A 21348-nucleotide genomic window follows, 5' to 3' on the forward strand; every position below is an offset into this window, starting at 1 on the left:
AAGGGAAGTCAGTGGCCGAAACGAGATATGTGGACCCGATCCGCCACCCGTCGTATGCTTCGCAGCCGACGCGTGATGTGCGGGCGTGGCTCCTGCTGCTCGTCACGGCCATCGTGCCCGGGGGAGTGCAGCTCCTCTTCGGTCATCGCCGCTGGGCGAAGATCTCACTGTCGATCACCGCCATCAGCTGGATCCTGGCCCTGATCGCCGGAGTGATCGTCCTCATCAGCCGGACGTTCCTCTTCACCATCGGCACGAACCCGTTCATTCTCACCTTCCTGACCATCTGGGTGCCCGTCATCGCCGTCAACTGGACGGTGTGCCTGTTCGACACCCTGCGCCGCATCCGGCTCGTCACGATCTCGCGGAGAGCCCGCAAGCGCTTCATAGCGGCCTTCTGCGCCCTCGTGCTCATCGTCGTGGGACCACTGGCCTACGGGACGACGCTCCTCAACTCCCAACGGGGACTGATGAGCGACCTGTTCGCCTCGGGCAAGGCGCTCAAGCCCGTCGACGGCCGCTACAACATCCTGCTGCTGGGTTCGGACGCCGGAAAGGGTCGGACGGGAATCCGCCCTGACTCCCTGTCGCTGGTCTCGATCGATGCGAAGACCGGCAAGTCCGTCATCATCGGCCTGCCCCGCAATATGGAGAACGTACCGTTCCCCGACGACTCTCCGCTGCACAAGCACTACCCGCAGGGATACAACTGCGGGGACGAGTGTCTGCTCAACGCCGTCTTCCAGCAGGGCGAGCGGCACAAGGACGAGTTCGAGGACCCGAAGAAGGCCGGAGAGCAGGCGACGATGGACGCCGTCTCGGGTGCCACCGGTCTCGAGGTTCAGTACTACGCGATGATCAACCTCAAAGGGTTCGAGAACCTCATCGACTCCCTCGGCGGAATCACTCTGGTCTCCGGCAAGCGGGTGCCGATCTCGTCGAAGGTCGATCCGAACACGGGCCAGCACGGGCCGGTGAAGGGGTGGATCGAACCGGGCAAGCAGAAGCTCGACGGCTTCCATGCGCTATGGTTCGCGCGGTCCCGCGAGTTCTCCAGCGACTACGAGCGGATGGTCCGCCAGCGCTGCGTGCAGACCGCGATGGTCAAACAGCTCGACCCGGCCACCGTTCTCACCCGCTACCAGTCGATCGCGAAAGCCACCCCGGGCGCTGTGTCGACGGATATCCCGTCATCTCAGGTGGACTCGTTCGTCGACCTCGCGCTCAAGGTGAAGTCACAGAAGATCGAATCCGTCGACCTCACCCCACCTCGCATCACACCGTCGCAGCCCGACTTCGATGTGGCACATCAGCTGGTTGCCGATAAGATCGAGGAGTCGTCGAAGTCCTCGGAAGAGGACGAAAACGCGTTCTCGGTTCCCGAAAGCGACCTGTCAGCCGGCGCCGGAGTCGATGCGGGACTCGATCCGAACCCCGGTTCAGGGCCGCAGCTGCTGGCACAGGGTGCCGGCGACACCTCTGCTGACAATGGCGAAGAAGCCGACGCAAAGGCGATCTGCTACGTGCCGTAAGGCGCCGTCATGGGACCGATCGTGATCGGGTCGATGACCGAATCGGTCGATCCCAAGACGATTCCTGGAAAATCTTTTGCTCGGTGTGTCCCCTGCCAATACTGGGAACCACACTCGTGTAATTAGAATATTCTGCTCTGTGGCTAGTCTGACACGCCGAAAATGTGTAACAATTTTGAGATGTTGGGGTTGCCCACCGTTCTGCCAACGGTGCAGGGGACCTCGAGGCCTGAACTTCCCTGTCTTCCTCGAAAAGGCTGTAACGATGAAATATGTATTGCCCACTGTTGCGGGCTGCGCTTCCGTAGCGCTGGTCGGCACCTTATTGGTCTCGGCCCCGACGGCTTCAGCAGCCGCGACGTCGCCCGATGTATCCAAAGAGGCGCTGAACGTCAGCAAAGAGGGACTCAAGGTCCCCGGTGCCCGCGATTCCAGTGATTCCAACGCCACTGCCGCCAACCAGAGCGCCACGAGCAATCTGCCGAATATCTTCAAGTCGCAGACGGCCCTGGCCTCGACCAAGGTGCCCGATATCGTCAACGCCTCCGCGTCGGCGACGACGGGTTCGGTCAACAACGTCTCCGCCGGACTGACCTCCGGTGCCGACGAGTCCGCACCGTCCGCGGGGTCGGCTCCATCCGAGCAGGCTCCCGCCGAAGGCGCAGAGAACGAGGCCCCGAAGTCGGAGGACGAGAAGTCCGACGATGCCGGGGACGAGGGTGCGAAGGATTCGTCCGAGGAGTCGAAGACTCAGGACGGAGACGACATCTCCGGTTCGGTCCGTCAGAAGACCGAAGACGGAGTGAATATCGCTCTCATCTCCGATGTCCTCGACGTTCCGGACGACAACCCGAGTCTCATCGGCTTCACGTTCTCCGAATCGAAGTCCAATATCCGCATCCAGGTCCGCACCAAGCAGGGATCGGAATGGGGCAATTGGAACTCCCTGGACGAAGAGGAGCAGGAAGAGGCCCAGAACAAGGGTTCGGAGCCGATGACGGTGTCGAACGCCTCCGCTGTTCAGATGCGCATCCTCGGTGATTCCGCACCGAGCGAGGCCGAACTCGTGCTCGTCGATTCGAAGCAGGGCCCCGGAGACGCTCAGGCCGTCGCCGAGAACGATCCTGTCGAGCTTCCCGGCCAGGCCGGCGGCGACTCCGCCGGTGCCGAATCCGCACCGGCGCAGCCGACCGAAGACTCCACCGACGCCGAGGCGGCAGCTGCTGAGAATGTCGATGCCGCAGCCGGTGCGACGGTGACCAACCAGAACTACGTGCCCGGATCGTCGACGGTGGACACCGTGGCGAAGAAGGTGTCGAAGCCGAAGATCGGCTCGCGCAGCTCGTGGGGTGCCAAGGCGTACAACGGCAGCCCCGACTACGCCAGCGGCATCAAGCAGGCCGTCGTCCACCACACCTCCGGCTCGAACAGCTACTCGGCTGCCGACGTTCCGGGAATCATCCGCGGTATCCAGGCCTACCACCAGCAGGGCCGCGGCTGGGACGACATCGGGTACAACGTCGTCGCAGACAAGTACGGACGTCTCTGGCACGCCCGCGGCGGTGACATCGAGAAGGCCGTCATCGGCGCCCACGTCGCCGGACACAACACCGGAACCTTCGGCATCTCCGTGCTGGGCACCTACAACAGCTCGGCCCCGCCGAAGAAGACCCGCGATGCCGTCGCCTCGGCGATCGCCTGGAAGTTCTCGCTCAACGGGATCTCCAAGGCTTCCTCGTCGAACATGGTCGGACACCGCGACCTCGGACAGACCGACTGCCCGGGTGACGCCTTCTACGCCAAGATGGGCGAGATGCGCTCGACGGTCAACTCGATCCTGAAGACCGGCGAACAGCCCAGCGACGGCAAGGACGACAAGAAGGACGACGACAAGAAGACCGAGAAGCCGAAGCCGAAGACCTCGATCGAGAAGTATGCCGAGAAGCACAAGCTCGGCAAGGCTCTCGGCAAGGAATACAGCGTCAAGGGCATCTCGGGCGCCAAGGCTCAGAAGTTCGAGAAGGGCACCGTCTACTGGTCCAAGAAGACCGGTGCCTACCACCTGTCCGGAGCGATCGCTTCGGCGTACAAGGGCGATGCAGTCACCGACTTGGGGCTGCCCACCTCTGCGGAGAAGGGCGGCCTCAAGGGCGGGGGCGCCGCGCAGCGCTTCGAGAAGGGCTCGTTCTACTGGTCGAAGGACACCGGCGCTCACTACACCTCCGGCACCATCATGAAGTATTGGGGTGACAAGGGGACCGTCAAGGGTCACCTCGGTTACCCCAAGTCGGACGTGGTCTACAAGAAGGGCCGCGGTGAGCAGCTCTTCCAGGGAGCACGTCTGGTCTGGGCCGAGGGTTACGGAACCACCGAGTTCTCTCCCAAGGGATCCATTGCCGGCGGAGTCACCGACGACAATGCTCCGGGCGGCACGACACCGCCCGGAGACGATTCCTCCGATGACAAGTCGCCTGCAGACTCCGGGGAAGGTTCTGCAGACGACAAGGACTCGAAGGACGACAAGTCCAAGGACGACAAGAAGGACGACTCCAAAAAGGACGATAAGTCCGAGGACGACTCCAAAAAGGACGATAAGTCCGAGGACGACAAGAAGGACGACTCCAAAAAGGACGATAAGTCCGAGGACGACTCCAAGAAGGACGACAAGAAGAAGGACAAGCCGAGCAAGGCCGAGAAGATCGCGGCCCAGCGTGCGTCCATCATCAAGGATGCGAAGGCCAACCTCGGCGTCAAGTACGTCTGGGGCGGCACCTCGCCGAAGTCCGGCTGGGACTGCTCGGGATACACCCAGTACGTCTACGGCAAGAACGGCATCAAACTGCCGCGCACAACCAGCCAGCAGCGGTATGCCGGCAAGGAGATCTCGCTGAAGGACGCCAAGCCCGGCGACCTGATCTGGATCCCGGGGCACATCGGAATCATCTCCGAGACCAAGGGCCAGATGTACGACGCCGGCTCGTCGCGGTCGAACACCACGAAGCGCAGCTACAGCTGGATGCTCGATCGTGGAGCCAAGGTCATCCGCGTCGTCGGCTGATATCCGGCATTGAAGACAGGGCGTTCAGCGTCCGAGAGTCAGTGCCCCGAGGGCGATCCCACTGTGGATCTCCCTCGGGGCACTGTCTGGTTCTCCCCACGATTATGCGGGAGGCCCTGACCGGGGAGAAAACATCAGCCCAGGTGACAAGCGGTGAATAGATTGTGACTTCGGCTGAACAGTCAGTGAAGTGCCTGCTTCGCGCATTGTGGTGGGATTAGGCTGGACGGAGCACACCCGGTATTCACCGGATGTGAATCCGACTCGATCCTGTCAAAGGGGGCCCGCAGTGCATCGTCTGCACAACACGGTCAAAAACTTCGAATGGGGCAGCACTGAGGCGATTCCCGCGATCCTCGGCACTGTTCCGGACGGCACCCCCTGCGCGGAACTCTGGCTCGGAGCCCACCCGGTCAGTCCCTCTCGACTCGACGTCGGCCACACGCGGACCCAGGCTCCGCTAGATAGGCAGAACCGCCTCGGCGGGCAGGCGACGGCGGGCAGCGTGGCGACCGAAGCCGAGCCACGGCTCGGACCCAACCTCATCGAATATCTGGCGGGAGACCCGGAGGGTCTGCTCGGGCATGATTCGCTCGAATCCTTCGGTGCACGACTGCCGTTCCTGCTCAAGGTGCTCTCGGCCAGCAAGGCCCTGTCGATCCAGGTGCACCCGAACAGCGAACAGGCCCGGGCAGGATTCGCCGCCGAGGAGGAGGCCGGACCGGCGCTGGACGCTCCCAATCGGAACTTCAAGGACGCCTCGGCGAAACCGGAACTCATCTACGCGCTCACCGACTTCCACGCGCTCACGGGATTCCGGCCGCGTAAGGCCGTGCGGGCGACGTTCGAACGGATGCTCTCCCAGCCGCTGACCCCGCCGTCCCTGGACGTTCTCGGAGCGATCATCGGCGCGCTGAAGTCCTTCAGCGAGTCGAAAGCGCTGTCTCGCGCCGTCGAGATCATCCTCAGCGATCCGCGGACTTCGGGGCTCGTCGACGAGGTGGCCGCCCACGGAATGGGCGAGCTGCCCGCTGGGCACATCAGCCGTTCCGGCAGCGCGGTCGACCCGGCGCAGACGTTCTGCGAACTCGTCACCGACTACCCCCACGATCCGGGTGCGCTGGTGGGACTCATGCTCAACCGGGTCCACCTGCAGCCGGGTGAGGCGCTGACCATGGAAGCCGGTGTGCTGCATGCCTACCTCTTCGGCACGGGCATCGAGATCATGGCCTCGAGCGATAACGTCGTGCGCGGGGGACTGACCTCGAAGCACGTCGACATCGAACAGCTGGCGACGATCACGGAATTCCGTTCCGGCGCACCGCGGATGGTCGAACCCGACCACTCGGGAATGCTGCTCGGGCCCACCGACGATTTCGCTCTGCAGGCGCTGCGCTGCCCGCGGATGACCACGGTGGAGCGTCGGGGCGCGGCAATCGCGCTGTGCACCGCGGGCACTGTCACACTCAGCTCGCTCGGTTCGACCCTCACGCTCGAACGTGGGCAGAGCGCGTTCATCGCGGCCAACGAACCGACGGTCACGGCCGATGGTCACGGCGACCTGTTCGTGGGGACCACTGGTCTGAACTCCGGAGCAGCCGGCCGCTGAGCCCGCGCTTTCCGCCGTCACCGGCTGTTGAGGACGCACTCTCTGCAATTACCAGTAGCTGAGCTCGCACTTTCGATTGTCACCCGCCGCCGAGCTCGACTGCCTGCTCCCCACCCCTGTCACCCCTGCGAACCGGAGTGCAGGACCCTGAACAGAGATTGTTGGGTCGATCCACGGTGATTTCCTCGCCGAAACCACCGTGGATCGACCCAACAATTTTGGTTTTCAACGAAGTTGAGCAGCGTCCGACGTTGTCAGAGGGTCGGCACGGCCTGTCGGCCAGCGCTGTCTGATAGCTGGCGCTGCCTGCCGGCCACCGACGTCTGATAGACGACGCTGCCTGATCGCCGGCAGGTGTGAGGTCAGAACGCCCACACATGAAAGAAGTGGTCACGATGGGATACTGACAGCGAAAGTCTGTATCCCATCGTGACCACTTCTCACCTAAGGACCGTGGTCGGTCACCTGTGAATCAGGCTCCGCCGGTGGTTCAGGCGGCGACCTCGATGGTGGGGACGTCCTCGGGGACGATCACCTCGGTGCCGGTCTTCTCCCTGACTTCGTCGACGGTCACACCGGGGGCGAGTTCGACGAGGGTGAAGGAGTCGCCGCTGACGTCGAGGACGGCGATATCGGTGATGATGCGCTCGACGACGCCCTTGCCCGTCAGCGGCAGCTCGCAGGACTTCAGCAGCTTGTGCGAGCCGTCCTTGGCGACGTGGTCCATGATGACGATGACGCGCTGGGCGCCGTGGACGAGGTCCATCGCACCGCCCATGCCCTTGACCATCTTGCCCGGGATCATCCAGTTCGCGATGTCGCCGTTCGTGGCCACCTGCATGGCGCCGAGGATCGCGGCGTTGATCTTACCACCGCGGATCATGCCGAAGCTCGCCGCCGAATCGAAGTATGCGGCGCCCGGGTTCATCGTGACGATCTCCTTGCCCGCGTTGATGAGGTCGGGATCGATCTCATCCTCGGTCGGGTAGGGGCCGACGCCGAGCAGGCCGTTCTCCGACTGAAGCACGAGGTGGACGCCCTCGGGCAGGAAGTTCGGAACCAGGGTCGGCATGCCGATGCCGAGGTTGACGTAGCTGCCGTCTTCGAGTTCCTGGGCGGCACGGGCCGCCATCTGATTGCGTGTCAATGACATTTCTGTGTCTCCTCAGGCTTCTCGTACGGTGCGCTTCTCGATGGGCTTGTCCGCCACCTGCTCGGGCGTCAGCGGCACCACGCGGTGGACGAAGACGCCTGGCACGTGGACCATGTCCGGATCGATCTCACCGGGTTCGACGAGCTTTTCGACCTCGGCGATGGTGATGCGAGCCGACTGCGCGGCCGGGGGATTGAAGTTCCTCGCCGAGGAATGGAACACGAGGTTGCCGTGCCGGTCGCCGATCGCTGCGCGCACAAGTGCGTAGTCGGGGGCCAGCGACTTCTCGAGGACGTATTCCTTCTCTTCGCCGAAGGTGTCGAAGACCTTCGTCTCCTTGGCCGGAGATTCTTTGACGACGTTGCCGTCCGAGTCGTACTTCCACGGCATGCCGCCCTCGGCGACCTGCGTCCCGGCGCCCGTGATGGTGTAGAAGCCCGGGATCCCGGCTCCTCCTGCGCGCAGCTTCTCCGCCAGGGTGCCCTGCGGGGTGAGTTCGACCTCGAGTTCACCGGAGAGGTACTGACGGGCGAATTCCTTGTTCTCGCCGACATAGGAGGCGATGATGCGGCGGAGTCGTCCGTCGGCGAGCAGGATTCCCAGTCCGCGGCCGTCGACGCCGGCGTTGTTCGAGATCACCTCGAGGTCTTTGGCTCCCTGGTCCTGGAGCGCCCGAATGAGGAATTCAGGCACGCCCACGACACCGAAGCCGCCTACGGCGATCGATGATCCATCTGCAATGTCGGCCACCGCTGCTGCGGGGGTATCAACTACTTTGTCCATGGGCCCAGTGTGCCATGGACCACTCCGAGCCCGTCGGCCAGGTCCGTGATGCGAGCATCGTCGACTCTGCTGGTGAGCAGGACCTCACCACCGCTGAGGAGGTGCTGCAGAAGGCGCGGCCATTCGCCGGGCAGCGGAGTCGAGTTCGAGACGAGCAGTCCCTGCGGACGGGTGCCGTCGGCTCCCGCGGTGCTCATCCAGTCGATGACCTGTCCGTCGATGTCGAGGGTCCCGGATGCCTCGAGGCGGCGCGCCGTGACATCGGGATAGGCCCGGATGGCGGAGTTGACATCGATGAAGTCGGTATCGACCGGAGTGCTTAACGCCAGGGCCGGGGGATTGAAGACGAAGACCTCATCGGCATCCGCCACCGTGTCATCACCCTCATGGCCGAAGGGAACGAAGGCCATGAAGTCCTCTTCCGGCGCCTCTGCTGCGATGACGACGCGGCCACCGGCCAGCAGAACGCTGAGGATCGCGACGAGTTCTCGCCAGTGCAGGCCCTCCGGCAGGGGAGCGAAGAGAGTGAAGTCCGGGCCGAGGTCGTAGTCGCCGAAGAGACCGACTCCCTTATTCACCCAATTCGCAACGACCGGTCCGGTGAGGTCGAGGCGATCGAAATCGGGTCCGCGCCAGATCAGGACGGGTCCGCCGGTGTGCGCGATGGCTGAGAGATCCATATCCGCTTCCATGGTTGTCTGTCGGGTGGGGCCGGGGCTGTCTGTCGGGGGAGCCGGGATTGTGTCGGGTGGGTCAGGGAACGATGAGGCCGATGTCGATCGTCACCCCGCGGGGGAAGGCCCCGAGCTCACCATCGACCCAGTGATAGCGCGTGGAGGCGCTGAGATCCTCGGCGAAGAGAGCCGTATGGAGTCGTTCGACGAGAGATCCGAGCCCGACCATCGCCTCGAGCAGCGGCGGGCCGCCCGACTGAGCGGTCGCCGGCGAATCGGAGGGGCTCAGCGTGATACGCGACCCGGACCCTTCGATGCGCATCCGCCACGCAGCATGGCCGGGAGTCCGGGACTGCCCGGCGCGGACGACCCGGATGGCTCGGGAAACCCGTTCGAGGATGTCGTCGCTGTTGTCCCCGGCCGGAGCGCTGCCGGGCAGATCGGTGACACCCAGTCCCCGCTGAATGGCTTCGACATGGCCGTGACGGAACCAGTCCTCTCCGAGGTCGCGGGACAGCGCTCGGGCACCTTCACGACCGTTGTCGAGGTATCCGCCGGCCCCGCGGACCAACGCCATGGGCAGTCCGCGCGAGGAGCCCTTGACCAGGTCGGCGGCCGCGGCGATCTCGTCGGCGATCGCGCGGACGGTCACGGTCTGGACGCGTCCGTCGTCGTCGGGGCGACCGCGTTGGTCGTCCAGGCCGGAGAACCCGGACAGGCCGATGGCGATATCACCGACCCCGACCCGCCATGGCCGTGAGCTCGTATCCGAGATGACCAGACCGATGCGAACCTCGAAGGCCTGTTCGACCCGCTGACGCAGTCCATCGGCGGACCGGTCGCTGTCGAGCGGGTGGAGGATGACGGCACCGCCGGAGTTCGACTGGTCGAGACCAGCTGCGGCCTGCACGGTGCCTGCGGGTGTGCGCACGACCTGCACGGTGGTGCCGGAGCGATAGGAGCGTTCAGCGACCAGGTGGGTGCCGGTCTGTGCGACGAGCTCCTCGAATTCGGCGCGATCTGCGACTGTGCGCAGGCGTCCCTCGGCTTTGGAGACGACCTTCGATGCGACGACGAGGATATCGCCGTCCTTGAGGTCGATGCGGTTGCGCCGCAGAGCGTTGATGAGGATCGCCGAGAGGTCGGAACCCTGCGCGATCTCTTCTTCGACGGGAGGCGCGTAGACGGTGAGCAGACGATCATTCATGCCAGGCCACCGGTGATTCCACTCTCATTCCTCCATAATCCCATTGTGGACGCCTACTTTCTAAATTCTCCAGGTTTGTTCAGGCGGATCCCACAGGTTGTGCCGCGTGACCGGGCCATGACCTATATATGGGGTTCTGGGCGCGTGTGCATGTGAACGCCTGTTCGAATAGTGTCTCAAGGGGTGTCTCAGTACTCCATAAGGGCTTGACGGGGCGGTAATGACACGCGTGTAATTTATACCTAAGGGGAACGCGCCGAGCATGGATCCTGTGGATTCGACCGTACATCGGACTGATCGGCTCAGTCACGGCAACGGACCTGCTCGAGCGTGAGAAAGGGGAAAACCGTGCAAAGTGCACAGAGAGAATGGCGGGAGGGAGAAGACTTCACCGCCGCACCGGGAGTCACCTCCCGCCGTGCCGAAGACTGGTTCATCGAACCTGGAGCACGCACACCCGAGACGCTGCCGGATCCGCTGGCCGTCGATCCGAGTGATCTGACGCCGCTGCAGCCGGACAACTCCGCGGTCTCTCCGCTGTCGCTGCTCCTGGGCGCCGCAGAAGACGGCGAACTGTCCTGGCAAGACCAGGCCCTCTGCGCGCAGACCGACCCCGAGGCGTTCTTTCCGGAGAAGGGCGGATCGACTCGTGAGGCCAAGCGGGTCTGCGCATCCTGCGACGTCCGTTCCGAATGCCTCGAATATGCTCTCGCCAACGATGAGCGCTTCGGCATCTGGGGCGGAATGTCCGAACGCGAACGCCGCCGGCTCAAGAAAAAGGTCGTGTGAGTCAAGCCGTCACCATCGTCGTCGTCTCCGGCGACGATGCCAGCAAGGTCGAGCTCGAAACGGCTCTTCGTCCGCACTTCCCCGAGATCCCCGTGGTGGATCTCGGGGGACGGACGGTCCGCGAAGCCGGCGAGATGCCGGAGATCGCGCAATCGGATTTCCTGTGGTTCCTCACCCCTGACTCCCGTCCCGAACCCGACTGTCTCGATGAGCTGCTCGACGCCATCGGGGAGACGGAATCCATCGCCGCAGTCGGACCGAAGCTCATGTGCTCCGGCCGCATCGTCTCCGCCGGAGTGAGCACCACCTCGGCGGGGGAGCGCTTCAACCCCGTCGGCTCAGGGGAGATCGATCAGGGCCAGCGCGACAGTCAGATCGAAACGCTCGGTCTCGACCTCCCGGGCCTGCTCATGGCCACCACGGAACTTGAGCGCATCGGCGCACCCTCCCGAGTGCTCGGCCCCGCCTACTCCGGACTCGAATACTCCCGTCGTCTGCGCGACCTCGGCGCCCGCGTGCTGCTGGCACCGCGTGCGCGGATGGAGATCTCCGCGACCTCGGCCGCCCGACTCGGCTCCTCACCCCACCCGCCGACGTCGAAAGCCCAGATCCGGACCGAGCAGCGATACCGTCTCAGCCTCGCCGGACAGGGACTGTTCTCCCTGTTCTGCCTGCTCGCGATCGGCCATATCGGCCGCATCCTCGGCGGGCTGCTGTCGAACAACTTCCGCCCCGCCGGATGGCATCTCTCGGCACTCTTCGGACTTCCCACGGACGTGTCGACCACCGCCCCGCTGCGGCGGGCCAACGCACGTCGCAACCGAGTGGCCAAACGATCGAACACCGCCCACGTTGCCGCGCTCTTCGCCGATGACGAAGAACTCGCCGTCCAACGCCGGACGATGAGCGGTGAGACCGACGACCCGCGTCCTGCAGAGGTGCCCACCGGCGGCCCCGACGCCGATGCGGAGCTCAATCCGGTCGGCGACACCGAGGAGGCGATCGACTCCTTCTCCCGACTGGAGATCACCGGCGGTTCCAGCCTGCTGCGCGCACCCCTGACCTATGTGATCCTCGCTGCCGTGGTGATGAGCGGTGTCATCAGCTACCGACTCTTCGGCCCCGGTCACCTCGACGGCGGCGCCCTGGGGTCGACGGACATCGGCCTCGGTGAGATCGTCGACCGCCTGCTCGGCCGGCACCTCGACGTCTCGACCGGTGCGGCAGTGCCTGCCGACCCCCTATCACCTCGTCCTCGGCGTCCTCTCCCTCCTCTTCTTCGGCCATGTCGACGTCATGGTCCGCTCCCTGCTGTTGGCTGCACCGATCGCGGCCGCCATCAGCGCCTACGCGGGTGCGGGCAGCGTACTGGCCCGGCGGTGGGTCCGAGGTTTCGCCGCTCTGCTGTGGATCGCGTCGCCGCTGTTCACGACCGCACTGTCGGACGGCCGCCTCGGCGTGGTCTTCGTCTGGATCTGCGCACCGCTGGTGGCGGTGACTCTGCGCCGCAGCCTGACCACCGGATCGATCGCCGCGGCCGCCGGCACAGGCCTGCTGCTGTTCGTCATCACCGCAGGCGTCCCGCTCCTTCTGCTGGCCACGGTCCTCGGCACCGCAGTGCTTCTGGTGGCAGGTCGCGGCCTGCGCCATCTGTGGCTGCTCGCCCCGACCGTGTTCCTGGGCTGGCCGTGGCTGTGGGCTGTGGTCCGCGAACCGGGAACCCTGCTGACGATGCCCGGGCAGACCATCGCCGCGGAGTCTGCGCCGACCTACCTCCTGGCCGTCGGGTTCCCCGCTCCGATCGACATGACCTGGCTGGCAGACCTGATCTCGAGCCTCGGACTCGGCGAGGTCTCTGCCGACATCCTCCAGCTCTGGGTGCCGGTCCTCCTCCTGCCGATGCTCATCCTGGCGTTCTTCACCCTCATCGAAGCGCGGCTCGAACTCTCCCGCCTGTCCTGGGCTGTCGGCCTCTACCTCGGCGGCCTCCTCCTGGCCGCGATCCAAGTGCACCTGCCCGCGCAGACTGGACCGTTCCACCTCATCGGCTCCTACCCTGCAGCGGGGTTGACGCTGGTCAGCCTCGGATCGATTCTGCTGCTGTCCCTCGGCGCCGACCGCACGGCCGGTCGTCGACCCGGGCGGACCCGGACTGCCGGCTCGACAGACGCGAAGAGTGCGGCCAAGGGAACCTCAGCGGCTTCCAGTCGGCTGCCCATGCGCGGACTCGTCGGGCTCGTGACCGTGGCTGCCATCGGGCTCATCGCCATCGGCGCCGGACGCTCCACATCCTCGGCCGAGGCGGTCACCGCGACCTCCGAGAGCACCGTCCCCGCCCTGGCCGCCGACCGTGCAGAAGGGGCGACGCAGGCGCGGACTCTCCGTCTGGACAATGTCGACGGAGAGGTCCTGGCCACCCTCGTCTCCTCCGATGACGGCACTGTTCTCGGCACATCGACGGTGACCTCGGCCGAAACCGTCGGGGGATGGCCGTGGCAGCGGCGCCCCCTGCCGATCACGTCCGACCAGGTGCTCGTGGCTCAGGCGGCGTCCGCGCTCTCGGCCGACGACGCCGGTGACGTCAGCGGCATCCTCGGCGAACTCGGAGTCGATTTCGTTCTCATCGGTCAGAACGCCGGCAGTCTGACCAACTCGGTGTCCGTCTCGGAGGGCCTGCTGCCGGTCGGCCCCACCTCGTCGGGACAGCTGTGGCGCGTCGACAAGCCCTACAGCGGACGATTCCTCATCCGTGAATCCGAAGGACAGGTCTCCACGGCGACGATGAGCGGCACGACTGCGAAGGTGCCGGCCGGCCAAGAAGGACGCACCCTGACCATCGCCGATGCCGCCGACGGAATCACCGCGAAGATCGACGGTGAGCCGCTGCCGCAGCCGAAACCCGGGGAAGAGGCTTGGGCGAGCGAATTCGACCTCCCCGCCGCCGGCGGAGACGTCGAGATCTCACTGAACTCACCGCTCTACCCGGTCGGCGTCATCGCCGGATGGGTGTTCGGACTGCTCAGCCTCATCGTGGCCATTCCCTTCGGTCGGGCAGGGAACACGGCGAAGCCCGGCCGCCGGGAGGAGAAAGCATGAAGCATCAGCGCAGCATCGTCACCTTCGCGGCCATCGCCGTGCCCGGAGTGCTCGTGGCCACGACGTCGTTCCTCACCCCGCTGACCCCCGGCACTCTGGACCGCAGTCCCGAACAGGTGCGGATGCCCACCGCGGACACCCGCGTGGTCTGCCCCGGGCCGCTGCTCACCGCCGGAGAGGCTGAAGGCACCGACCCCGAATTCGTCGACGATTCGAAGGTCTCGACCCGCGTCGTCTCCGCCTCCGCGCCGATCGGCGCTGCGGACGGATCGACCTCCTCGGCGCGACTGCAGGTCGCCGATCTCGGCGGGTCGATCGACTTCGACAATCCCTCCGGCCAGGGCTTTGTCTCCGGAGACGACAGCATCGACTCGACGAAGCTCGTCACCGGTTTCGCCCGCCCCGGTGCCCCCGCGCTGACAACCGGCCTCGAGACCGTCGAAGGCAGCTCCGGTGACCTCACGGGCCTCGCCACACTCACCTGCGCCCAGGCGGCGAGCAGCTTCCGGATCGTCGCAGGATCCGGTGCCACCGGGTCGAACTCCCAGCTGCTGCTGAGCAACCCAGGAGACGTTCCCGTCCAGGCGAAGGTCGCTCTCATGACTCCCGGCGGCGAAACCGCTGAACCGACCGAACTGAGCATCAAGGCCGGTGAGCAGCGCGCCGTTCCGCTCGGCGGACTGGCGGGAGGGGCCGACGCCCTGGCCGTCGACGTCACCGTCGACGGCGGAGTGCTGGCCGGATCCATCCAGGAGACCGTCCTCGACGGGCTCAAGCCGCAGGGCATCGACCTCGCCGCCGGCGGCGCCGGGGCCGATCGCCAACAGGTGCTCACCGGACTCAGCGGCAAGGATGTGCGAGTGCGGGTCGCGAACCCGGGCAGCAACCTCGCCGAGGTGTCCCTGAAGGCATATGGTCCCGACGGCGAGATCGACATTCCCCGTTCCTCGATGACCGTGGTCGGCCGCGGCGTCGCTGAAGCCGATCTCGGTGACCTCGACACCACGAGCGTCGTCCTCGAATCATCGCAGCGCGTCCAAGCGGGTGCCTTCATCGGCAAGGACGGCGAGAACGGAGCCGCCGACTTCGGCAGCATCCCGTCCACCGACCCTGTCGCCGAGACGCAGATCCTGGCACTTCCTCGCACCGGTGAGTCCTCCCTGCAGCTCTCGCCCGGTCAGGGGCAGGTGCAGGTGCAGGGAATGCTCGACGACGGCTCGCTGACCGATCCGCAGTCGATCGATCTCAACCCGACGGGCACGACCGTGCTCAACCCGAGCGACGTCTCCGAGGATTCGGTGCGTGCGCTCGTCCTCAAGGGTTCCCAGGCCTCGGGTTCGCAGGCCGACGGGGTGCATGCGACTCTCGTCGTCACCACGAAGGACGGAATCTCCACGGTCGTCCCGGCGCCGGCTCCGGCGGGTGTCGCCTACCGGGACATCCGGCTCGGCTGAGTAGCCGCGGCGGCGAGCCGCCTCGGTGTGCCGTCTGATCAAGCGCGACGGAGGATATCGACCTGATCGGCGACTACCTCGGCGATGAGCGCATCCCTGGCCTCGCCGCCGGCATGATCTTCGATCACCCGCCGGTAGAGGACGATATGGGTGGGCCGATCACCGGCGGCCGGGAACACCCGGCCGAAGCTCGGTTCGGTCGAACTCGCCGGCGGGACCGAATCGACGGCCAGCACCACCTCGGCGAGGAGATCGGGTTCGCGCCCGCGCATCCGGGCGAATTCTGCGGCTGCGACCTTCGCGAAGCTCTCCGCCCGACTCAGCCGCGCGGGCACCTCGGCCCGGTACAACGGAGACCGCAGACCCCGTCCGTGTCGGTCGCGATGTCGGCTTGGTCTCATAGCACTTCATTCTACGTGCGAGGCCGCCGTGCCTGAGCGAATCGGCGGGGCGCGGCGTGTAGAGTGTGGGACTGTGTCAGCCGTGAGAATGTGTTCAAAAGTCAGCTGTTCGCGCCCTGCCGCCGCCACCATGACGTACGTGCACGCCGATGCGACCGTCGTCATCGGACCTCTGGGCAGGCGAGCCGAGCCGGGCGCTCATGACCTGTGCGCCGAACATGCGGCGAAGCTGACCCCACCCGTGGACTGGCAGCTCATCCGCATCGACTCCGGGCAGGCCCCGCCCGAACGCAGCCACGATGACCTGCTGGCCATCGCCGACGCCGTTCGCGAAGCTGCCGACCGTGCCGATCAGACCCCGACCCGGACCGCGCCGGGACCAGCAGACGATCCGGCGGCCACGGGGCGCCGACACGGTCACCTGCGCATCATCGGCGACTCATGAGTCACCCCGGATCGGGATCGACTGGGGCCGATCCCGCACCGCAGACCCCCTCCGACTCCGAACTCGGACGCGCCCGGACGGCTGCCCTCGATGCCGCCGTCGGCGCCTATGACATCCGCGGTCGCATTCCCGATCAGCTCGACGACGACATCCTGTTCGCCCTCGGCTGGGCGACGGCGCGAGCGATGGCCGAGATCCACACCGTCACCGAGGTGGTCATCGGCCACGATATGCGACCGAGCTCTCCCGGATTCGCCCACTCCTTCGCCGCCGGAGTCGATGCCGCCGGATCGAAGGCCGTGCTGCTGGGGCTGTGCTCGACCGACCAGCTCTACTTCGCCTCGGGCATCTTCGACCTGCCCGGCGCCATGATCACCGCCAGCCACAACCCGGCCGACTACAACGGGATCAAGATCTGCGGACCCCGAGCCGCCGGCGTCAGCCTGGCCTCGGGTCTCTCGAGAGTCAGAGAGCTCGCGATCATCGCACCGCACTCCGACGGCCGGAGCATCGACGAGGACAAGAACGCGGCATCCCGGATGCGTGAGCAGTACGCGGCACGGATCCGCGAACTCACCCACGTCGATGAGGTCACTGGACTGACGATCGTGCTCGACGCCGGAAACGGCATGGCCGGACGCCTCCTCGGGGAGGTCTTCGGCACGGACGCGGGAGCCGTCTCGGTGCCCTTCGACGTCATCGGCCTCTTCACCGAACTCGACGGCACCTTCCCCAACCACGAAGCGAACCCGCTGAAACCCGAGAATCTCGTCGACGCCGCACGCGCGGTCGTCGACCACGGTGCCGACCTGGGGCTCGTCTTCGACGGGGATGCCGACCGGTGCTTCTTCATCGACGAGACCGGAGCGACGATGTCGGCCTCGGCCGTCGGCGCACTCGTCGCCGAACGCGAGATCGCACGGGCCCGGGCACTCGGCGATGACCGGCCCACCGTCATCCACAACCTCATCACCTCCCGCAGCGTGGCTGAGACGATCACCGCCGCGGGCGGACACGCGCTGCGGTCGAAGGTCGGTCATTCGGGCATCAAGACCCTCATGCGTGAAACCGGTGCGGTCTTCGCCTGCGAACACTCCGCGCATTTCTACTTCGACGAGTTCTACGGAGCGGACTCGGGCATGCTCGCCGCCTGCCACCTCATCGCCGCCCTCGCCGAATCACGCGCTCCCGCCTCCCGTCTGGTCGCGGACTACGACCGTTTCGTGCAGTCGGGGGAGATCAACTTCACCGTCTCCGACCCCGCCGCCGTGCTCGCCGACTTCGCCGCGCATGCCGGAGACTTCCCCGAGAACACCGTCGACGACCTCGACGGAATCGGTCTGCAGGGGGCGGATTGGTGGGTCAATCTGCGCAAGTCCAACACCGAACCACTCGTCCGACTCAACGTCGAAGCCGCCGATTCGCAGCAGTTGGACGCGCTCACCCGCCAGGTCACGGACTTCGTCACCGCTCGCGCCTGAAGCCGGTGCGCCTGAATCCCGAACTCCGGCAGCCGGATCTCCGCGGCACCGTCGATGACCGTCCACCGGAGGCATTCGCAGTCCGCAGAACGGGCGCGACGCGACAAGCCGCCTGCTCGGCAATAGACTCGAAGCCGATCAGACAGCCCGCCGTATGGAGGTACCGTGCTCGATTCCACTGACTTCAAGGTCGCCGATCTCAGCCTGGCCGAGGCCGGCCGACACCAGATCCGCCTCGCCGAAAGGGAGATGCCGGGCCTCATGGCGCTGCGTGAGGAATACGCCTCGACCGCACCGCTGGCCGGGGCCCGCATCGCCGGCAGCCTGCACATGACCGTGCAGACCGCAGTGCTCATCGAAACCCTCGGGGCACTCGGCGCAGAAGTCCGGTGGGCCAGCTGCAATATCTTCTCCACTCAGGACGAGGCCGCAGCGGCCGTCGTCGTCGGCTCCGGCACTCCCGAAGCCCCGGCAGGTGTCCCGGTCTTCGCGTGGAAGGGCGAGACCCTCGAAGAGTACTGGTGGGCTGCGGACAAGATCTTCGACTTCGCGGACGGACCGAACCTCATCCTCGACGACGGCGGCGACGCCACCATGTACGTGCTCAAAGGCACCGAATTCGAAGCCGCCGGGGGAGTGCCCACCGCCGGTGCCGAGGACCCGGAGGAGTTCAAGGTCCTGCTCAAGCAGATCGTCGCGTCCATCGAGGCCGCTCCCGGCCGGTTCGCTCGCCTGGCCGCCGGGATCAAGGGCGTGAGCGAGGAGACGACGACGGGAGTCAACCGCCTCTACCGCCTTGCTGAGCAGGACGGACTGCCGTTCCCGGCCATCAACGTCAACGACTCGGTGACGAAATCGAAGTTCGACAACCGCTACGGCATCCGCCATTCGCTGCCCGACGGACTCAACCGTGCCACCGACGTCCTCATCGGCGGAAAGATCGCCGTCGTCGTCGGCTACGGCGACGTCGGCAAGGGTGCGGCCGAGGCCCTCCGCGGGCAGGGTGCGCGCGTCATCGTCACCGAGATCGACCCGATCTGTGCGCTGCAGGCGACGATGGACGGCTACCAGGTCGACCACCTCGCCGAGGCGGCTCCCCAGGCCGACATCATCATCACCACGACCGGCAACACCAGGGTCGTCGACGTCGATGTGCTGCAGACGCTCAAACCCGGCGCCATCGTCGGCAACGTCGGTCACTTCGACGACGAGATCGATCTCGCCGGTCTGTCCCGCCTGCCCGGAGTGGAGAAGGTCGAGATCAAACCGCAGGTCCACGAGTGGAGCGTGCCCGTGACCGCCGAGGCGGGACTCGACCGCGATCGCACGGACTTCCTCGTCCTCTCCGAGGGACGCCTGCTCAATCTGGGCAACGCCACCGGTCATCCGTCGTTCGTGATGAGCGCATCGTTCAGCAACCAGGTGCTCGCCCAGATCGAGCTGTGGAACGCCCACGCCGACTACGGCAACTCGGTGCACCGACTGGCGAAGGAACTCGACGAGAAGGTGGCGCGCCTTCATCTGCCGGCTCTCGGCGCGAAGCTGTCGGAGCTGAGCAAGGAACAGGCCGAGTACATCGGTGTGGACGTGGCGGGACCGTTCAAACCCGAGCACTACCGGTACTGATCGAGTACTGCCGCTGCTGATTGAGTACTGACGCCGGCAGGACCCCGCGGCTGACCGAGCCCTGCCGGCGCTGATCGAGTCAGCGGCGGGTGAGGTGGAGGCCGTAGGGGAGGGCGTCGACTCCGGACCGGAACGCATGAGCACGGTCCGCACGTCGGCGCTGCTTCTCGGTCTCCGCGATACGCTGCCGGTGGATGACCGCGGACAGGAACTGTTCGGGGAACGTTCCCTCCGGCGGTGCCGGAGCCACATAGGGATTGAGTTCGGTGGCGAGTTCGATGGCCCGCTGCCACCGCGATTCCGCGCCGAGCTGCGGTGCCATGGCGAGGAATTGGACGATGCGCCGATGCAGACCGTCGGGGATCGATGTCACGTCGGTGCGGTGCAGCCAGTCGTGCAGGTGCGGAGCCACATGGGTGTGCATGGGCGGCAGAGGTCGGCTGCGTTCGCTCACGGCGATGGTTCCGGCCAGATAGTCGCCGAGGCGCTTGGCCTGCGGTGAGAGGAGCCCGGACAGAGCCGCGATGCCGCCGCCGGTGGAGACGATCTCGAACGGCCACAGCAGGGCGCGGATGAAGGAATGCCGCAGCCGCACCGCAGCGCCGTCGTCGCGGACCACACGCAGGCCGAGGATGAGTTTGCCCAGAGACCGACCGTGGCTGAGCACTTCGACGAGCATCGGCAGCAGCACGAACACGAAGATCGTCATGACGGTCATGAGCGAGCCGAGGAGCAGTCCGTTGAGATCGAGCACCTCGAGCATCAGCCAGAACATGGCGACCAGCAGTCCGATATTCACCAGCGAATAGACGATGTAGTCGATGAGACAGCTCAGCGCCCGAGCCGCCAGAGCGGCCGGCTGGACATTGAGTTCGACGGCTTCACCGGTGATCAGAGTACTCACTCGACCATCGTGTCATATCGCTGGGTCCCGGGGCGGGCGTTTCCATCCCCGAGGCGGGCGTTTCGCCCAGAGCATGCCGTGAGCCGCTCGTCTCGTCGGAGGTGCCCGAGCTTGGTCTCCGATAGGGTGGAGGAATGGATCCGAACCTGCTGGCCCAGCTGCACGGCGATGACTGGCTGGAGCTGTCGGCATTGGCGAAGAGGAACACGCTGACGCCCGAGCAGACGACTCGTTTCCTTGAGCTCTACCGGGCGGCGTCGAAGGATCTTTCGCGGATCACGACCGTCGCCCCGGATTCCCTCGAAGCTGCCCGGCTCTCGGCCATCGTCCACCGCTCCCGGAATCATCTCTCCTCCGTGCCCAGCGGGGGACTGTCGGGGATCGCACGCTTCTTCGTCATCAGCCTGCCGCTGTCGCTGTATCGGCTGCGTTGGGACTTCGTCATCGTGGCCGCAGGGTTCCTCGCTGTGGCCGTCCTGTCGGGGATCTGGGCGGGAACGCATCCGGAAGTGCTCGAGACCTTCGGCGATCGTGAGTTCCGGCGGCAGTTCGCCGAACACGATTTCGTCGACTACTACAAGGAGAACCCGAACGGATTCTTCGCTGTCGGAGTGTGGACGAACAATGCGTGGATCGCCGTCCAATTCGTCCTCCTCGGCATCACCGGCGCCTATGTCATCGTCGGACTGTTCTCGAACGCGGTCAACGTCGGCTTCTCCGGGGCGATGATGTTCGAGTTCGACCGCGCCTCCGACTTCTTCCTCTACATCCTGCCGCACGGGATCCCGGAGATCAGCTGCATCATCCTCGCCGCTGCCGCGGGTCTCCGTCTGTTCTTCGCCTGGGTGGTGCCGGGGCCCAGGCTGCGCCGTGACAAGCTCGCCGGTGAGGCTCGGTCGCTGCTCGTCGTCGCCGGCGGCCTCGTGCTGCTGCTGTTGGGTTCGGGGCTCATCGAAGGCTTCGTGACCCCGAACCCGATTCCGCCGGCGCTCAAGATCGCCATCGGCGTGGCCTATACCGCCGCGGTCGTCATCTACGCCTGGCATTTCGGCCGACGAGCTGCCGCGGCCGGCCTCAGCGCCGATCTGGACGATCACCAGGCCGGATATTCGGTCATCTCCACCAACCGCTGACCG

At 65.8% G+C, this 21348-nt stretch carries 17 protein-coding genes; 10 read left to right on the plus strand and 7 right to left on the minus strand.

All coding sequences use genetic code 11. The annotated features are described in order from the left end of the window. Nucleotides 1-11: 11 nt before the first annotated feature. The 3 genes from GUY30_RS06300 (at nucleotide 12) to manA (ending at nucleotide 6199) form a co-directional block, all read left to right on the plus strand. Nucleotides 12-1532, plus strand: coding sequence for an LCP family protein (locus GUY30_RS06300; protein WP_167195135.1), 1521 nt, complete (start codon nucleotides 12-14; stop codon nucleotides 1530-1532). Between the two features lie 265 nt (nucleotides 1533-1797). After that, nucleotides 1798-4590 (plus strand): NlpC/P60 family protein, encoded by a 2793-nt coding sequence (locus GUY30_RS06305; RefSeq protein ID WP_167195139.1) that lies wholly within the window; start codon nucleotides 1798-1800, stop codon nucleotides 4588-4590. Nucleotides 4591-4879: 289 nt separating this feature from the next. Further along, complete coding sequence (gene manA / locus GUY30_RS06310) at nucleotides 4880-6199, plus strand: mannose-6-phosphate isomerase, class I (RefSeq protein ID WP_167195142.1); 1320 nt, start codon at nucleotides 4880-4882, stop codon at nucleotides 6197-6199. Nucleotides 6200-6689: 490 nt separating this feature from the next. Here the strand turns inward: manA and GUY30_RS06315 are convergent, their stop codons facing one another. The 4 genes from GUY30_RS06315 to GUY30_RS06330 all read right to left on the minus strand — a co-directional run bounded on the left by GUY30_RS06315 (nucleotide 6690) and on the right by GUY30_RS06330 (nucleotide 10016). Then, the gene (locus tag GUY30_RS06315) at nucleotides 6690-7352 is read right to left on the minus strand and encodes a 3-oxoacid CoA-transferase subunit B (protein WP_167195145.1); all 663 of its coding nucleotides are present in this window, start codon (nucleotides 7350-7352) and stop codon (nucleotides 6690-6692) included. 12 nt (nucleotides 7353-7364) lie between these two features. Continuing rightward, nucleotides 7365-8135 carry a CoA transferase subunit A gene (locus GUY30_RS06320; RefSeq protein ID WP_039212669.1) on the minus strand — a complete coding sequence of 257 codons (771 nt, stop codon included), beginning with the start codon at nucleotides 8133-8135 and terminating at the stop codon, nucleotides 7365-7367. Continuing rightward, on the minus strand, nucleotides 8123-8815 hold the full coding sequence (locus GUY30_RS06325) for a hypothetical protein (protein WP_167195148.1): 693 nt from the start codon (nucleotides 8813-8815) through the stop codon (nucleotides 8123-8125). Before GUY30_RS06325 ends, GUY30_RS06320 begins: the two co-directional genes overlap by 13 nt. Before the next feature lie 73 nt (nucleotides 8816-8888). Then, nucleotides 8889-10016: a coenzyme F420-0:L-glutamate ligase gene (locus tag GUY30_RS06330; RefSeq protein WP_167195151.1), complete on the minus strand. Its 1128-nt coding sequence runs from the start codon at nucleotides 10014-10016 to the stop codon at nucleotides 8889-8891. Between the two features lie 348 nt (nucleotides 10017-10364). Here GUY30_RS06330 and GUY30_RS18235 point away from each other — a divergent pair, with 348 nt between their 5' ends. Next, nucleotides 10365-10805, plus strand: a complete 441-nt coding sequence (locus GUY30_RS18235; RefSeq protein WP_456061984.1) for a WhiB family transcriptional regulator — start codon at nucleotides 10365-10367, stop codon at nucleotides 10803-10805. Between the two features lie 578 nt (nucleotides 10806-11383). Here the strand turns inward: GUY30_RS18235 and GUY30_RS06340 are convergent. Further along, nucleotides 11384-12007 (minus strand): hypothetical protein, encoded by a 624-nt coding sequence (locus GUY30_RS06340; RefSeq protein ID WP_167195153.1) that lies wholly within the window; start codon nucleotides 12005-12007, stop codon nucleotides 11384-11386. Between GUY30_RS06340 and GUY30_RS06345 the strand changes: the two genes are divergently transcribed. After that, the gene (locus GUY30_RS06345; RefSeq protein ID WP_167195156.1) at nucleotides 11976-13901 is read left to right on the plus strand and encodes a hypothetical protein; all 1926 of its coding nucleotides are present in this window, start codon (nucleotides 11976-11978) and stop codon (nucleotides 13899-13901) included. The genes GUY30_RS06340 and GUY30_RS06345 overlap by 32 nt on opposite strands. Next, nucleotides 13898-15355: a DUF5719 family protein gene (locus tag GUY30_RS06350; protein ID WP_167195159.1), complete on the plus strand. Its 1458-nt coding sequence runs from the start codon at nucleotides 13898-13900 to the stop codon at nucleotides 15353-15355. Before GUY30_RS06345 ends, GUY30_RS06350 begins: the two co-directional genes overlap by 4 nt. A gap of 38 nt (nucleotides 15356-15393) precedes the next feature. Here the strand turns inward: GUY30_RS06350 and GUY30_RS06355 are convergent, their stop codons facing one another. Next, nucleotides 15394-15756 carry a metallopeptidase family protein gene (locus GUY30_RS06355; protein WP_167195161.1) on the minus strand — a complete coding sequence of 121 codons (363 nt, stop codon included), beginning with the start codon at nucleotides 15754-15756 and terminating at the stop codon, nucleotides 15394-15396. Between the two features lie 88 nt (nucleotides 15757-15844). On the opposite strand from GUY30_RS06355, the gene GUY30_RS06360 reads away from it, so the two are divergent. The 3 genes from GUY30_RS06360 to ahcY all read left to right on the plus strand — a co-directional run bounded on the left by GUY30_RS06360 (nucleotide 15845) and on the right by ahcY (nucleotide 19308). Next, entirely contained in the window at nucleotides 15845-16201 is a 357-nt protein-coding gene (locus GUY30_RS06360) for a DUF3499 domain-containing protein (RefSeq protein WP_208091496.1), read from the plus strand. After that, on the plus strand, nucleotides 16198-17682 hold the full coding sequence (gene manB / locus GUY30_RS06365; protein WP_167195167.1) for a phosphohexomutase domain-containing protein: 1485 nt from the start codon (nucleotides 16198-16200) through the stop codon (nucleotides 17680-17682). Before GUY30_RS06360 ends, manB begins: the two co-directional genes overlap by 4 nt. A 165-nt stretch (nucleotides 17683-17847) precedes the next feature. Next, on the plus strand, nucleotides 17848-19308 hold the full coding sequence (ahcY, locus tag GUY30_RS06370; protein ID WP_167195169.1) for an adenosylhomocysteinase: 1461 nt from the start codon (nucleotides 17848-17850) through the stop codon (nucleotides 19306-19308). A 79-nt stretch (nucleotides 19309-19387) separates the two neighbouring features. Here ahcY and GUY30_RS06375 read toward each other — a convergent pair whose 3' ends face one another. Next, a complete protein-coding gene (locus tag GUY30_RS06375; RefSeq protein ID WP_228281755.1) occupies nucleotides 19388-20212 on the minus strand; it encodes an RDD family protein in 825 nt (274 codons plus the stop codon). Between the two features lie 134 nt (nucleotides 20213-20346). Here GUY30_RS06375 and GUY30_RS06380 point away from each other — a divergent pair, with 134 nt between their 5' ends. Next, nucleotides 20347-21345: a stage II sporulation protein M gene (locus GUY30_RS06380; protein ID WP_167195172.1), complete on the plus strand. Its 999-nt coding sequence runs from the start codon at nucleotides 20347-20349 to the stop codon at nucleotides 21343-21345. The last annotated feature ends 3 nt before the right edge of the window (nucleotides 21346-21348 follow it).

This window comes from Brevibacterium pigmentatum (genome assembly GCF_011617465.1).
Classification (GTDB): domain Bacteria; phylum Actinomycetota; class Actinomycetes; order Actinomycetales; family Brevibacteriaceae; genus Brevibacterium; species Brevibacterium pigmentatum.